The organism is Bifidobacterium sp. B4142, assembly GCF_026537325.1.
In the GTDB taxonomy this organism is placed as follows: domain Bacteria; phylum Actinomycetota; class Actinomycetes; order Actinomycetales; family Bifidobacteriaceae; genus Bombiscardovia.
Genome location: NZ_JAFNMJ010000008.1, coordinates 1 through 15,204, shown reverse-complemented (window position 1 = coordinate 15,204; position 15,204 = coordinate 1). Strand labels below are relative to the sequence as shown.

The window sequence follows — 15,204 nt, the reverse complement described above, 5'->3', positions numbered from 1 at the left end:
CTGTCCGAACTCAAAGCAGCGCCCATGGTCTGGAGCGCCGTCTTGCTGGCCATGGTCGTATCCCAGACTGTCATCTGCTCCCTCATTGCGGTCGCCGCAATCATTGATCAGGACTATCAGGGCCCGGAGCAGGAACTTGGATCCACATACACTGGTCCCGCCTTAACATTCAGCGTGATCATCACCGTAGCTGTGTTGCTATGGGTCATGAACTCAGCACTGAATCAACGACGGCATCAACTGGCGCTCATGGTTTTACAAGGCGCTCTGCCTAGGCAACTGCTGGCCTGGAATCTGCTGATAGTCATGGGATTATTCATCCTGTCTATTGCAGCCACCTGCCTTTTGCTGCCAGTGATTACGCCCTTGATCTTCGCCATGGTGACAAATCCACTCGATTTGCATTTGACATATGCCAGCAGCCACCTGTTCAATTCGCTGGGCAAAGGCCTCGCTTTCAGCGTTGCGCCCATCTTCATAAGCACCCTGTTGACTATCCGTTCGCTCTCGAAAATACGACCAATGGAAGCCCTCAGACAATCCCAGAACCCGCCAAAGCAGATAGGTGTCTTCCGCTTCCTCCTGGGAATCGTATGCTTGATTGGCGCGGGCTGTATGTTGCTGATTCCAGCTTTTGCACTTGCAACTAACCCTCCTGCCAGTCAGATGAGCAGCAATGCCGCTGCGGATCGGATGACGGTATTTCTCGCCTTCGCCATGGGCGGCATGTTCCTCCTGATATTCTCGCTTGCAGCTTTCGCGCCATACCTCCTGCCCGGCTTCACGGCGATATGGACGCGTATTGTGGCGTTGCGATCCAGAACCTGGAGGCTGGCAGGCCAGCAGGCTGTCGGCAGCATACAGCGCCAGGGAGCGGCGATCATCCCGATGACTGCAGGTCTGTCATTGCTGATGACCGTCAGCGGAGGGTTGAGCACGATGATCACCACCATGCAAGTCACTTTGCCCCCCACACCAGATAGCACTGTTCCGGCGACCGCAGACATGTTTGCAAGTCTCTTGGCGGTCACTGGACCGCCACTGATCATCGCGATAACAGGTGCAATTGCAGGCACCTTGATCACTTCCAAAGGCAGAGGGCTTGATCTGGCGCTGACCTACGTATCAGGTGCTGGAATCGGCCAGCTCAGAGTATTGGGCGCACTTGATGGCATCATCACTATGATCACCAGCACACTGTTCTCCCTGGTCACCACCTTGCTTTGCACCTCATCCCTGACCTTCATGCTCTTGCGCTTCATGGGCAAAGCACAGATGAGCGTGCAATGGGGCGCTTGGATCGTAGTGGTGCTCATCGCATCCCTGCTTGGTGCCGCAGCCACAGGAATCCAAGCTCTGACCACCAGATTCGAGAACTCTGTCAGTGTCATATCTCATGCCATAGGCGAGTAATAAAGTCCTGCTGCCTAAGCCCGGTTACATATTTGAGCCACAGCAAACCTGCCGACCTCTGCCATTCCCTCATGCCTCTTGTTAAATAAATTAAGTCGGTATATGCAGCGCTCGGCTTGATGAATTTAATTAGTAGGTGCATCTGTGAGCACTTGATGGCTTCCCACCAATACAGGTAAACACAGGAGTATGCGACGATTTCCTACACACGAGCATTTGCAAGGCCCATATAGGGTACAGTCAATGACAAACCGTGACAGGTGACGATGAACCAGTCAAACCTTGTCAACAACAGACAAATGGAGGACCGTCATGGCGCGACCTACTACCAAGGAAGAACTCATCAAGGCGGCTGATGATGGCTTCGACAAACTCGTGGCGCTGCTTGAGCCGCTGACACCTGAAGAACGCAATGGCCGCTTTTCCTTCGATCTGAGCAAGGAGAAGGGGGCCCATTGGGCACGCGACAGGAACATCAAGGATGTGCTCGTCCATCTCTACGAGTGGCATCAGCTGCTGTTGAATTGGGTGGAGGACAACCAGCAGGGCAGGACCCACGACTTTCTTCCTGACGGCTACAACTGGCGTAATTACGGCGAAATGAATGTGAAGCTGCGTGACAAGCATGATGACACCACCTACGATCAGGCCTTGAACCTGTTTATCGAATCCCATAAGAAGGTCATGGCCCTGGCGCAATCGTTCACCAACGAACAGCTATTCACCAAGGGCGCCCTCCCATGGACAGGAAACTCTACCTTGGGCTCTGCCTTCATCTCTTCAACCTCCAGCCATTACGACTGGGCCCTGAAGAAGGTACGGAAGTATTTGAAAGGACGCAAATAAGCGCTAGGACACCTGAAAAGAACCAGCTTCATACACAGACAGTAATGGGTTGCCCTGCGACTTCGCGACTAAATTCACAGTATGGGCGACCCTAAAATCAGCATCCCAGTACATTCGTAATAGTAATGGAGCATAACCGCGATAACCGCTTGCATAACAGTATGCAGAACGATATCTAGGATGTAGACAACACAGAGAAGGACATCATCAGTGAAACGATCTCGCATTGATCCAGATGCTGATGATATAAGGCTGATCAAGATGGTGGCTGACGGCGATGAATCGGCCTTTGAAACACTTTACAATAAGTATGCTCATACCGTCCAAGCCTTTATTTCCCTGCGAATATCCGACGATGAAGATGCCAGTGAAGTTTTTACTGGCACATGGCTGGGCTGCTGGCGTTCCTCAAAAACCTTCCGCGCAGACAGCAAGGTGCTTACCTGGATACTCAGCATTGCCCGGCGGCAAATCTATATGAAACGTCGCAAACAGAAACCACCTGACCAAATGGTTCAGGTGGAACTTGACTCGATAACCGATGATCAGCTGGGGCCTGTAGAACTGGTCAATAAGGATCTGACGATGGAAATAATACGGCAAAGGATTGATGCACTCCCAGCAGAAATGGCATACACGGTGACGCTGGCCTGGCTCCACGAGTTACCCTACCCGGAAATAGCCTCCCTGCTCGACGTTCCAGTTGGGACTGTGAAATCTCGCATTGCCCGGGCAAGGCAGATCCTGCGCCCGCAGTTGACCGACCTCGCTCCAGTCAAAACCCAAGAAGTGCCGAGCCAGAGATAATTGAAGGCGTGATTATGACAGACCGATATAAGAGCACAAGCCCAGATAGCACAGGCCCAGTCACCGAAGAATACCGGGGTGAAGTTCAAGAGGCGCTTAGGGAAAAAGAGCAGAATGCCCGGCCGGCAGTTCCGGCTTTTACTAGCGTAATGAAGGCCATCCACCAGAAGCCGTCGCTGGCAACGGATCAACCGCTTCCATTCATGCGCCAAGTACGTTCCTGTGGCCCACTTATTCGGGCCCAATTCCGCCTCATACCGCGATATATCTTACTGGCAGAAATTGCGATAGCAGCGTGCTCCGTCTTAATTAGCAAGCTTATGCAAGGTGCACGTTACGGCAGTCTCGGTATGCATATCTTTTCAAATATGCTCATGCTCAACATGGCACTGACAATTATCCTGGTCTTTTCCATTAAAGACGATCGTGAATTAATGCTCAGTATGCCCCTAGGACCTCAAGTTGTAGTAGCTACTAGGCTATTGCTGGCTTTTATCTCCATCATTGTCGTCGGGGGAGCAGCCTTGTTGATTGTCACTGTCATCAACCCTGGAATAAGGCCTTTGCCAGTTATTGCCCAAACAATAGCCCCCATAACACTCCTGGCGAATATTGTGGCCCTCTTATGCATATGGCAATGCTCGTGGATTGCACTGCTCCTAGGGGTACTTGCACCACTATTGAGAACTTTGCAGAACTTGAGGTCATCATTTTTCCTACCGGCATGGGTCAATTCGCTACCCACTACAACCGCAGCCTGGGCAGGGACCATCGTACTGACGGTGGGACTCCTATCTGCTGTTATCCTTACAGCCCCTCTTGCCTGGCATACTCAACTCGCCGGTGGAGATAAAAATTAATATGAACCTTTTCATCCTCTCTCGCTACTAACTAAGCAGAAGGAACAAGCAGCGAGCAATGTCTGGCAGCAGCCGAGGCCAAAACCAGATATGGGGAAGGTGGACGAGGTTGGCTTTCATAGGTATACAGCTCAAGAGGCTTTATAGGCTGGTATTACTGCCGTTCATACTGACTGCAGGCATTCTTTTTGTGGGCTCCTTACTGGAGGGCATTTGGTCACCGGGCCGCATACGGCTGGTTATGATGGCTCTTACTCAGGTGCCAGTAATTGCTACTGGCCTATCTACAGCTTTTGTGCTCAATGGCGACCCAATCGTTGAACTTGCTGAATCAACTCCAACTGGATGGCGGAAAGTTCAAGTGACCAGGCTGCTTATCATTACCGGAGCATTTCTTGCTGCCGCAGGCCTTCTTTTTATCGGCTTGCATATGATGCGACTTTGGCCACGTGACATGGGATGGGTGAGCATCATTACCCCGGTTGGCAGTATATTCATTGTCAGTTGTCTAGTTTTCCTTATAGCCGTACTCACCACGTCTATGCCAACATCATCGCTGGCTTCCATAGCTATTTGGCTGTTTTTATGTTTTATATGGGATCCATACATCACAGATCCGGTCCGGCAACGACTCATTCCATTGTTTGTTGCAGCGGCAGGCGCAATCTTCGGATGGAACATGTGCGGTGATACGGAACGCAATGTTCTGAAGGTGGCAGCCCTATGAGGATACTGAGCCTTGTACGCATCACGCTACTGATGTTTTATCGGCGCAAAGCCTTGTGGATAGCCAGCATACCGCTGGCGCTCTTCGCCCTCTTTTTGGCCTATGCTTCTCCTATGTCACCTGGATTCAGCAACATAGATGGTCTTGTCTTTACCGGACAGGTTCTTGCTATGTTCACCCCGTTGGCATACGCAGCATCTTTTAGCGACCTTATGACTGCCGGCAGGCGAACAGGTATGGACGAGCTTGAATCCACCTCCCCCTTGCCGATGGCCGTCATCCGTTCAGCTCATGTCTTGGGAGCCTGGGTCATCTGCATATCATCTTCCCTGCTTTTCCTTGTATTGATCGCGGTCCACCAAGCCATTAACGGCAACGGTAAGGCAATACTTGTGGCCCTGGCAGTAGCACTTGTCATACTCGCGCCATCAATACTGATTGCTATAGGGATATCCGCCCTGCTAGGAGCCCTGTTGCCCACGATCGTAGCCCGAATTCTTGCCGTCCTGGTATGGGCTTGGCTGGCTTTCTATACCCCCCTCTTACCACTTCCAACACTCAATGGTGGCCCGCTTGCAGTCATTGGCGATCCCATTGCACAGGGATGGTTCCATACCGATCCTGTGTACGCACCAGCGAACGGCCCCTTTACCTTCCAATCAGGAGTCATATCCCTGCTCTGGCAGGTGTGTATTATCCTCCTCCTTTTCACTGGTGCAAACATAGCCTCCAACCACATAAAAGCTCGGATCTGACTATCTACTGACTTTGAAAGGAATTACCCACATGTTTATCTCTATTGACCATCTGACCAAGGATTTTCGGGGGAGACCGGCCGCTTTAAACGATCTGACCGTCGATCTTCCACAGGGCATGATAGGACTTATTGGTCCAAATGGTGCCGGTAAAACAACCCTCATGCGTATTCTCACCGGAATAATCAAACCGACTAAAGGTAAAATTATTATTGATGGACAAGACCTGTCTTCGCCGGCCAACAGGCGAAATCTAAAACGGCACCTGGGTTATCTGCCACAGCACATCACCCCCTACGAGAACCTGTCGCCACTTGAATTCCTTGACTATATCGGCATCTTGAAAATGATCGACAATAAACGTGCACGGCAGGAGCAGGCGCATACCCTCCTGGAACAGGTGGGATTGGAAGACGTGATGAACCAACCTATCGGAGGGTTGTCCGGGGGTATGAGGCGCAGGGTTGGCATCGCACAGGCACTTATGGGCGACCCCCAGCTGCTGGTAGTCGACGAACCCACAGCGGGGTTGGATCCCGAAGAGCGCATGCGGTTCCGCACGCTCCTTGCCCAGCTGGGACAGGATCGAACCGTTATCCTCTCCACCCACATACTCGATGATGTTGCACAAACCTGCCCTTGGGTGTGTGTATTACGTTGCGGACGCAACCTGTATGACGGGCCGACAGAGGGGCTGATCCATGAAGCTGCCGGTCACACCTGGGTCACACCTCCCATCGCGGCCCCACCGGAAAATGCCACAATCATCAACGCGGAACCCACCCCACAGGGGACAAGATACCGCATAGTTACCGATACACCGCCCGCAGGCTCTGTAGAAACTGAGCCCAACCTGGAGGACGGATATATGGCTTTGGCCAGCGAGCGCTAGAAACCGTCTCCAAGTATGAAAGAATGCCGATAATTATGAAACGAATCAAGCAGAGCCTCAGAACCCTTTTCCTTATATGCGCCACAATTATGCTGACAGTGGGGGTTGTCGGCTGCGCTGATGGCATGAAGCACCCTGAGGAGTATTCCACTGATGGAAGCAATAAGGTTGCAGCTACAAGCAACCCGCAAACAATTTCGAAAGAGGATCTGGGTCACACCTGGCCTCTTAAAGTTGATGAGGGCACCGTGTCATGCAAGCTCAGCAAGCAGGGAGACCCCATCCTCCGCTTTACCACCTCAGATGGTGACCAGTACGCACTGAACCAGGTACAAGACAATGAGCATCTCAAAAGTATTGAGACATTAAAATCAGATAAGAGTAAATCAGTAGGAACTCTGATGAGTTTCGCCTTCTCGGTCTGCGACATACCAAAATAAACCAATTTTACAGGGCTTTGCGGTTTGTCCTCTTCTGGTAGCCTACCTGATCTTACCGGGTCCAGAGCAGCCTGCCGGATTATGCATCTACATTCTGTTACAACCGTGCCGTTCAACTGGCTGGCAGCGCAGTTGGAATGCACCTCTTACCACCATGTTCTGCCGGTCATCGAGGCTGAAGCCAATAGTTATCTGCTCAAAGACGTAGAGCCTTACGTTTTAACCCACCAGCCGTTCGGGACATTTAATCGTTGCTCTTAGAATCAAATCATGACAGGGGAGAAGGGCTTGAACTTTGCTCATTGACCGTGCGAGTTCAGATAAACTTCGGTCTGCCTTTTATCGACAGCCAAGGCAGCCGTAAGGGTAAGGGCCAGGCCTTCTGGAGTGTGAATACTAGCTTCAAGCGAGTTCCACGGCTTACGTACTGGAGCTGAAGTGGATCCCGGACGAAGGCGATCGCATGTTTCTACAATCTTGTCGATCTGCTTTTCCGTGACTGCTACGCTCAGGCTTCCTATGGGCTCCATATCCGCATCAGGGCTGCCGGCATTAGGGCCACTCTTGCGGATCAGCACATCCTGAAAGGCCCAGCGCCGCAAGTGAATCATCACGCCTGACATGGTGTATAAATTGATGAAACCCAATCCCTGCGTCCAGAAAACCTCTGATTCTTCTAGATCGTGGCTATACAGGCACATGAACATGGGCATGAGGTAGATGCCTCTATAAGGCTCCGGCGGTTCCGCATCCTTACCTGGCTCCGGCACGGGACTTATGCTTGCATTTGTATAAGCAGAAGCTTTGGTCTGGTCATGGTTGTGCATGGTTACCTCGTTCCTTAATTGAAGGATTTTCAATTGGGTTGTCAAACAGAAAACGTGATACGTAGATGGAAGGTACTGACTGCGTCACTCCCATTTGGCGGTTGACGGATCTATCCCATTTGCACGCGCTACAGATTCGATTGCGACCAGTATCCATTTCGCCAATCCTGGTTCCAATTGTTCATAGTGGGATCTGAAACGTGGATCAGCCACATACATGCGTCCAAGAATGACGTGCATGGAAGGCGTTACGTGGAACCATGACAAAGCCTGCCGATGCTCGTCAATCAGTTCGAGAACCTTATCTGAGGACGGTGGCAGACCTTTTCGCTTGGCTCCTGCAAGCTCACTTTCCACGTCTTTAAGCCGGGTCATGTCCTTTTTCTGCTCTTGTTCGGGGCAAGCAGCTTTTCGCTCCGCATACTCAAGCCACTGCCTGCTAGTACCCCAGCGTTCGTATGCTTCCGAAAAGTACTGGTCCTCCTGACCGGTCTTCGTGGCGACTGAATCATTACCCGACTTCCCCTCAGCAAGGGTTATGAGCCGGTCCAAACGATCCGCAGCTTTCCTAAGAAGCTGGATTTTCTCCTCAATCCGCAAACGCTGACCTCGCAACTCATCCAAGGCCAGCGGTGCCTTGCACTTGAGCAATGCCTTGATTTGTCGGGCATTAAAGCCCATCTCCCTGTATGTCACAATTCGCTCCAGCTGTGCGACGTCATCCTGCAGATAATGCCGGTAATTCGACTGGTCGCGAAGGGGTGAGATCAGTCCTTCCTCCTCCCAGTGGCGCAACATTCTCCGACTGACCCCGGTAAGCTCAGACATCTGACCGATGCTCAAGCCGCTCCTGCTGCCCTCACCACTGAATTCGCTCTCTCGTGTCATGCCTTGACCCTAAACCTTGCCATTATGTCAAGGTCAAATCGTTTGTTTTCTGGGGGTTGGGTGAGTGAGTGCATGCACACACCGGCCTCAAGCATCCCAATAACAGGTTCTTGAGGAGGACGCTTTTGGCCCTGCTTGTTTGCGGAGTATTCCCTGAACATGAAGACGACTAAATCCAGCGAGACACCTTTCCCGTGGATGTAAATCAGCCTCGTCAGCAGCGACTTGTCCCCTGTGGGGGACAGTTTCTTTTCACGCGTTGAAGGATTGTGCCCGCCGAACTTGCATAGGAATCAATTGAATTCCTATCGGAAGGGGAGGCGCAATGGCATATACAGACGGAAGCAATCACCCACAGCTGGCTGTGGCCACACAGGGATTGGTCAAGGCCTATGGCGGATTTAAAGCCGTGGATGGGCTGAATCTACGGGTGCCGGCTGGCGAGGTCTATGGACTGCTGGGACCAAACGGAGCCGGAAAATCGACCACCATGAAGCTCCTTCTGGGATTGACAAAACCGACTTCCGGAAGCATGTGGCTGCTAGGACAGCAAGTCGGAAAGAAGACTATGATCCAGCCGGGCCGTGTGGGCTCCATGATTGAAGGACCCAGCTTCTATCCAGGCCTGTCGGGCCTGGACAACTGCCGCATGGTAGCCGATTATCTGGGTCTGCCAGTTTCAGCTGCCTCAGCGGTGTTGACCAAGGTGGGATTGCAGGCGTACGAAAAAAGGAAGGCGAGCGCCTATTCCCTAGGAATGAAGCAGCGGCTGGGTATCGCCATGGCGCTGATCTCGCAGCCGGAGCTTCTGCTCCTGGATGAGCCCACCAACGGCTTGGATGCTGAGGCAGTGGTCGAGATGCGACAGATGATCATAGACCTGGCCGCATCCCAGGGAATCACGGTCATCATCAGCAGCCATATCCTGTCCGAGATCGAAAAGATGGCTCCGGTAGTTGGCATCATTGCCGACGGTCATCTGCTCTACCAGGGGACTTTGGAAAACTTGCGCGATAAGGGTCATATCGATCTACGTGTGTCCGATCCTGAACTCGCGTCAGAGATACTTGAAACTCAAGGCATTCACCACGAATATATCCGGAAGAGCGCAACCCTGCGCATTCCCGAGATATCAGATCCGCAAATCGGGACGCTGGTGACTCGGCTGATATCGCATGGTCTGCAGGTATACCGTGTCGCTTCCGAACGCAAGAGCTTGGAAGAGGCCTTCCTCGAACTCGTGGAAAACCCGCAGAACCATGTAGCGCAGGGTCCTGTGAAGCCGTTCGGTCATAAACAGAGGAGCATACGATGAGCTCTGTCGAATCATTCTCCATGCGGCCCAAAGAATTTCGATCGGGAAAACCGCCACGCTCATCCCATCCAGGAGGGCTGCTTGTTCTGCTTTCGATGGAGCTGCACAAGTTGAAAGGCTCATCATTCTGGTGGATGGCCTTGGGCATGATTGCTCTAGTCTCGGCATGGTCGGGCTTGGCATTCATAAAACGAGCTGAATCTGCGAACCCTGCCACACGTACCGTAGCCCTTGCTCAAGGTGAGATCTACCAAACTGTTGGCCTACTGGCACCCATCCTTGCCGCTCTGCTGACCAGCCGACTTGCTGTCCTGGAGAGCGGCGAGCGCATGGATCTCAAATGGCGCTCCCTAGGACAGGATGCGACTGAGAGGTTTCTTACCAAGCTCATAGTTGCTGGGTGTGTGATTACGCTATGTTTCGTAATTCCTCTGACGTGGGTACCGCTGGCAGCTTCAGCACAAGGATTCCATCTCGCCGGCAGTCTGGCCGAATACATACTCGTTCCGGCACTGATTGCCTGCTTCTCAACCATGGCTGTCACAGCTATACAACTCGTCCTCTCGCTGACGACTAATAAACAAGCCATAGGACTGGGTCTGGGTGTGATAGCCGGTCTGATCGGGACTGGACTGGGTCCGATGAATATGCCAGGTCTAGGCTGGCTTTTCCCGGCAGGAATCAGTTCCGCCGCCAGCCCCTTCCTGTCTTCTGCCAGTCCTGATGGCTTTGCCAGTATGACCTTGGTTGCCAATCCCTGGGCGAAGGTCCTGACCAGCCTTCTGGAATGCATTATTTGGTCGGGAATATCAGCATTCATCGTCAAGGCCAAAGAGTTATGCCGATGACTAGGCAGTACCAAGCAAACGCTATGACTATCACCCCGATGCATCGCCACAGGCCATCAATCATTGCCGCTTTCAAATGGGAGATCCGCAAGGCCGGCAATCTCTGGTACTGGCTGGCCACCATGCTCTTCGACGCCATAGGAATCTTCAACGGTTGGGACCAGTATCAGAGCTACAGACCGGACTTCCAGACTCAAGGGGTGACCTGGGCAGCGATCTGGGGGCAGGCGATCCTTCTGCCAAGCATGGTCTTCATGCCAGTCCTGGTCGCGGCCTTTGCTGCCCAAATTGAAGCCAACGAGCACAAGGGACGCAACTGGCAGCGTCTTAATGCCTCCGGCATGGTCGGGACTGCCATAGCCGGGAAGATGATGCACGGACTGCTGGCCTCCCTCCTTAGCGTCGCCATCTTTGAATCCGAATTCATACTCGTGGGTGTTCTTGTAGGAGGCTTCGACCCAGCGGAACTCGGTCCCTATCTCTTGCGTGGCGTACCAATGACGTTGGCAGTGTGGGCCATTATGACTCTGACCCAGGCCATAGCCGCCAGAGCCGAATCCTTCGCCTCGACTATGAGCATCATGTTTCTGCTCACTCTGGCAGGCTGTGCGCTGTCGGTTGCCGCACCGGCATTGGCGTTGCCGTATCCGCTGGCCCTGATTACTACTGCATCCGCAGCCCGTGACATGGGCAATATCGCATCCACGACCTCTATGGCAAGCTCGTGCATGGTGGCAATCCTCTGGGTGCTGATCAGCCTCCTTATATTCCGGCACCAGGCTCGCAGAGCCATCTGATCTTAAGTGCAGAGTCAATAAAGAGAGGATAATGCACTTGCCAGGCCGCACATCTCAGTGTCTGACAGCATAATGGAATACCGGCAGTTATCAGGAAGAGGCTCACCGATGAAAGCAGGCAAGAAGACTCAAGGCTGGATTCAGTTGCGGAACCGGCCATATATGACCTTCGTGGCAGTCTTTTTCTGCGCCCTCTACGAGACAGGGATGCTGACCAGGCTGATCCTTGCCCCAAGCAGCGCCAACCAGACCCTCTACCAGGTCATGAAGTCTGCCAGCTGGGGCTTGCCCCTGTTTGTGGTCATTATTTTCCTCGCACTTGTCACCCTATGCCTGCGCCGTCTATATCCTATGGCGACCCTGCAGGTGGTCAGTGGCCTGCTTGCCCTGACTGCCGCAATCTATGGCTCGGGATGCACCTACCTGGTCATACCCTGGATTGTCAGCATCTACGCCTGTGCGGTAGAAGCCAAGAGCGTGACATCATTGACAGCTGGGCTGGGCAGTTCCGCCATTCTGGGCCTGCTCAGCATTGCATTCTCTGCCAATTGGCATCATGATGTCCACTCCACCGACCTTCTGTACCCGACTTGATTGACTTTCGCCCTCTGCCTGACAGTCGCCTTTTTCTCACGCTCAGCAAGGCAGTCACGCATGTCGGAGCAGGCGCTGGAGGAGGAGCGCTCGCATGCTCTAATCCTGGCCCATGAGCGGGACCAGGCCATGCATCAGTCCAGGGTTGCCGCCCAACTGCATGACAGCGTGGGTCACGACTTGACCGCCATCGTCGCCTTATCCGAAGGACTGGATCATGCCAGCGGAAAACCGGAAATCGATGAGGCTATCTCGATGATTAACGACCTAGCACGGCAGGGACTGGATGACACACGAACGGCTGTCTAAGCCCTGCAATCAGAAACAGATCCAAAAAACGACCCACAGCCGGCCACAGGGGAGAGGCATGGCTGGGATGACATCAAACCCATCCTCGACCATGCCCGGCATGTCGGCATCAGCACTGCCCTGACGGAAACGGGTCGTCGGCCACAGGATTCCGAACAGGCCGACTTTGCCTGCACTGTCACCAGGGAGGCGATCACCAACGCCCTCCGCCACAGACAGGAGGTTAATCGTATTGTGGTCTCCTGGGATCACAACAGCCGGGGCGGCATAGATATCACCGTTCGCGATGATGGACGATTCTTGAATAACGAAGCCGACAACACCAGTAGCAGCGGTACAGGTCTTGCCAGGTTAAGAGCCGAGGTGCAAGCTCATGGTGGCGGCTTCCATTCGGGTCCTGGTTCTGATGGTTGGACCTTGCAGGCCCACATACCCTCGCTAGCCGCAATGGCAGCTAACAATATAGGCATGAAGGAGAACGCATGATCCGCGTCATGATCGTCGACGACCAGCGACCGACCCGCATGGGACTGGCACTCATGGTCGCTAAGGATCCAGCCTTGCATGTGGTAGCACAGGCGGCCAACGGCCAAGAAGCTTTGAATAAACTGGCCACATCCGCCGAAAATCAACAGCCTCTGCCCGATGTGATTCTGATGGATGTGCGCATGCCTGTGATGGACGGGCTGGATGCCACCAGCCGTATCAAAAAGCTCCATCCTGAAATAAGCATTCTCATTCTGACCACCTACGACGAGGACGACTATGCCTTCACAGCTCTAGGGGCGGGCGCCTCCGGGTTCCTGCTCAAGGATGTCAAGACAGCCGATCTGAACAGAGCCATCCATGCGGTACATGCAGGCGATGCCATTCTCACGCCGCGCATCACGGCCGAAGTGATCAGGAAAGGAGTTCCAAGGCCAAAAGCCAATGATAAATCTGAGGCTCGCGAAAAATTCGCCCAGCTGGGCAAACGCGAGCTTGAGGTCGCTTCGCTGGTCAGCCAAGGCCTGACGAATGCGGAGATTGCCGAGCGCCTCCAGCTGCAGCCTGATTCGGTCAAAAAGACAGTCAGCCGCATACTGGCAAAACTCAAAGTCAGGGACCGGATCAACATCGCCGTCCTTTGGTATCAGGCCGACATGCGTTATCTCCGGTAGATGATGCATAATAAAGCAGAAATAGGGAACTGGATTGGACAATGCCGTAGATTCGCTGTTGATATGCACTCACTCTGTAACGGCGTTAGTAGTGGGCATGCTGCATTTACCAGTCAGCTATTTATTTTCAACTTTAACTACTATCAGTAGGTGCAGGCAAAGAGCAGTGGAAAAAGGTAGTTATGAAAGCAGTTGCAATAATAATGAATGCAATGAGCATATAAGGCTTAATCGTCTCAGCTGCCATACAAATTCGATCTGGCTATTACGGCGACGAGTATTCTAGCCTTTTCACTCAATTCGATTCGACGCAATAAGACCTTGCATGGATTTGTGCCTTGTTATTTTTCGTTTTTTCGTTTTATCTCTTTCAGCGGTTGTTTTCTTTATCGAACAAACAAATCGAAAGTCGCCGAATCAGTAAACGAACCTTTGACAAATCTTTTCCATACTAAATTTATGTTTCAAAAAACTGAATTTTACCTACACTTGAAGGCAGAAACTATAGCATTTAATAGAACTGTCTCGATCAAAATCATCTGCGATAACTCCCAGTATAGAACAACAGAACCCTTCCAAGAACTCGTTATCCGCAGATCTGAAAGTTATTGGTCAGGCGAATTTGTATAACGCTTTCCCTCACGGCTGGGGACGCATTTACTTGTAACTTGGATATTTCGCAAGGCCAATGAGATTTGAACATGCGCGACTCCTCGTTCAGAAAAACTGCTATACGTGTATATGCTAGCTGCCTTTAACTGTAGCTAGTAACGACTGGCATTTAGCTGACGCGAGCAAGTTCCCACTACTAACTGATACGCGCTAAAACCGTTGGGTTAGTGCACCACTTTGCCCAATCTGATCTTCGATGTTTTCAAAACACAATGGGTGGAAATCATTGCTGTTCGACAAATCTTAGTGCAGTCATACTAAATTACCGAGAATCGTAATAATATCAAGGAACGGAAAATCAGACATATGCGTACAGAATTGTTCTCTTGCTAACTGTGGACGATCAGAAAATGACATTCAGTGAACGTTTCACGTTACTGGCATAGCCAGTCAGTCTTGCAGGTTAAGTGGGTAACTTTCGGCTATAACAATCATTGAGGATCACAACGGGCCGGCTATCTGAACCCTGCCAAAATTACAACAGCTTGACCATCCCGCTACCGCACCCTTAAAGCGCTTAACGACAGCAACTGCTCGAAAACCCTAACAATAAGATCACGTACCTTTTGAGACTCAGACTGGCGGCACCTTGTATGAGGAGATCAGTGACTTTATTGCCATATGGGCAGCTTCTGCCAGTCGTCCGGGAAGCCCATTGGTTTGAGTGGAATGCCAGGATAGCGGTTCATCAGGTCTATGAAGTTTGTACGCCAATGGGTGATGCCCAGTTGCTTCAGGAGGAAGTGTTCCATGGTCAGGAATCCTGCAGGACCTTTCGACTCCGGTCGGCGGAAGGGCTCCCATACGTTACCCCACCAGTCGGCATTTGCGGGATACAGCTTGGGTTTGATGGGTGTCATCTTCGGATCTATGCAGTTCCAGAAGCGGTCATGGTGGGCGGTCTTGTTGCGGGCGACACGGATATTCTCGAGCCAACCGCGCAACAATTTCTCATTGCCGACACCGGGTTTGTTGGACATGATGCCAAGCTGCAGTGCCAACTGCCGTTTGATTGAAGGATCGGCGCCCTTGTAGAAGATCTTCTTGAAATCAC

General features: G+C 52.2%; 18 protein-coding genes. 15 read left to right on the top strand and 3 right to left on the bottom strand.

What is annotated here, in order from left to right; all coding sequences use genetic code 11:
• Positions 1-24 precede the first annotated feature (24 nt).
• From J3U06_RS09035 to J3U06_RS09000, 8 genes are all read left to right on the top strand, one after another.
• Positions 25-1,413: a hypothetical protein gene (locus J3U06_RS09035; protein WP_267399987.1), complete on the top strand. Its 1,389-nt coding sequence runs from the start codon at positions 25-27 to the stop codon at positions 1,411-1,413.
• 312 nt (positions 1,414-1,725) lie between these two features.
• Complete coding sequence (locus J3U06_RS09030; RefSeq protein ID WP_267399988.1) at positions 1,726-2,259, top strand: ClbS/DfsB family four-helix bundle protein; 534 nt, start codon at positions 1,726-1,728, stop codon at positions 2,257-2,259.
• Positions 2,260-2,469: 210 nt separating this feature from the next.
• A complete protein-coding gene (locus J3U06_RS09025; RefSeq protein WP_267444973.1) occupies positions 2,470-3,066 on the top strand; it encodes an RNA polymerase sigma factor in 597 nt (198 codons plus the stop codon).
• Positions 3,067-3,080: 14 nt separating this feature from the next.
• Positions 3,081-3,926: a hypothetical protein gene (locus tag J3U06_RS09020; protein WP_267444972.1), complete on the top strand. Its 846-nt coding sequence runs from the start codon at positions 3,081-3,083 to the stop codon at positions 3,924-3,926.
• Positions 3,927-3,984: 58 nt separating this feature from the next.
• Entirely contained in the window at positions 3,985-4,653 is a 669-nt protein-coding gene (locus tag J3U06_RS09015) for a hypothetical protein (protein WP_267444971.1), read from the top strand.
• The gene (locus tag J3U06_RS09010) at positions 4,650-5,408 is read left to right on the top strand and encodes a murein hydrolase transporter LrgB (RefSeq protein ID WP_267444970.1); all 759 of its coding nucleotides are present in this window, start codon (positions 4,650-4,652) and stop codon (positions 5,406-5,408) included. The genes J3U06_RS09015 and J3U06_RS09010 overlap by 4 nt, the downstream gene beginning before the upstream one ends.
• Before the next feature lie 31 nt (positions 5,409-5,439).
• The gene (locus J3U06_RS09005; RefSeq protein ID WP_267444969.1) at positions 5,440-6,300 is read left to right on the top strand and encodes an ABC transporter ATP-binding protein; all 861 of its coding nucleotides are present in this window, start codon (positions 5,440-5,442) and stop codon (positions 6,298-6,300) included.
• Positions 6,301-6,335: 35 nt separating this feature from the next.
• The gene (locus J3U06_RS09000; RefSeq protein WP_267444968.1) at positions 6,336-6,740 is read left to right on the top strand and encodes a DUF2511 domain-containing protein; all 405 of its coding nucleotides are present in this window, start codon (positions 6,336-6,338) and stop codon (positions 6,738-6,740) included.
• Between the two features lie 299 nt (positions 6,741-7,039).
• Here the strand turns inward: J3U06_RS09000 and J3U06_RS08995 are convergent, their stop codons facing one another.
• Both J3U06_RS08995 and J3U06_RS08990 read right to left on the bottom strand, forming a co-directional pair.
• Positions 7,040-7,567 (bottom strand): VOC family protein, encoded by a 528-nt coding sequence (locus tag J3U06_RS08995; RefSeq protein WP_267399997.1) that lies wholly within the window; start codon positions 7,565-7,567, stop codon positions 7,040-7,042.
• An 84-nt stretch (positions 7,568-7,651) separates the two neighbouring features.
• Entirely contained in the window at positions 7,652-8,410 is a 759-nt protein-coding gene (locus tag J3U06_RS08990; protein WP_267444967.1) for a MerR family transcriptional regulator, read from the bottom strand.
• A 370-nt stretch (positions 8,411-8,780) separates the two neighbouring features.
• Here J3U06_RS08990 and J3U06_RS08985 point away from each other — a divergent pair, with 370 nt between their 5' ends.
• The 7 genes from J3U06_RS08985 to J3U06_RS08960 all read left to right on the top strand — a co-directional run bounded on the left by J3U06_RS08985 (position 8,781) and on the right by J3U06_RS08960 (position 13,478).
• Positions 8,781-9,770, top strand: a complete 990-nt coding sequence (locus J3U06_RS08985) for an ABC transporter ATP-binding protein (protein ID WP_267430577.1) — start codon at positions 8,781-8,783, stop codon at positions 9,768-9,770.
• Positions 9,767-10,618, top strand: a complete 852-nt coding sequence (locus J3U06_RS08980) for an ABC transporter permease (protein WP_267444966.1) — start codon at positions 9,767-9,769, stop codon at positions 10,616-10,618. The genes J3U06_RS08985 and J3U06_RS08980 overlap by 4 nt, the downstream gene beginning before the upstream one ends.
• Before the next feature lie 23 nt (positions 10,619-10,641).
• A complete protein-coding gene (locus J3U06_RS08975) occupies positions 10,642-11,415 on the top strand; it encodes an ABC transporter permease (protein ID WP_267444965.1) in 774 nt (257 codons plus the stop codon).
• Positions 11,416-11,523: 108 nt separating this feature from the next.
• Entirely contained in the window at positions 11,524-12,009 is a 486-nt protein-coding gene (locus J3U06_RS08970; RefSeq protein ID WP_267444964.1) for a hypothetical protein, read from the top strand.
• Positions 12,010-12,069: 60 nt separating this feature from the next.
• A complete protein-coding gene (locus J3U06_RS08965; protein WP_267444963.1) occupies positions 12,070-12,318 on the top strand; it encodes a histidine kinase in 249 nt (82 codons plus the stop codon).
• 3 nt (positions 12,319-12,321) lie between these two features.
• Positions 12,322-12,804 carry an ATP-binding protein gene (locus J3U06_RS09420; RefSeq protein WP_416378956.1) on the top strand — a complete coding sequence of 161 codons (483 nt, stop codon included), beginning with the start codon at positions 12,322-12,324 and terminating at the stop codon, positions 12,802-12,804.
• A complete protein-coding gene (locus J3U06_RS08960; protein WP_267444962.1) occupies positions 12,801-13,478 on the top strand; it encodes a response regulator transcription factor in 678 nt (225 codons plus the stop codon). The genes J3U06_RS09420 and J3U06_RS08960 overlap by 4 nt, the downstream gene beginning before the upstream one ends.
• Positions 13,479-14,761: 1,283 nt before the next feature.
• On the opposite strand, the gene J3U06_RS08955 is transcribed toward J3U06_RS08960, so the two are convergent.
• The coding region (locus J3U06_RS08955; protein WP_267444961.1) for an Abi family protein at positions 14,762-15,204 on the bottom strand (443 nt) is incomplete at its 5' end.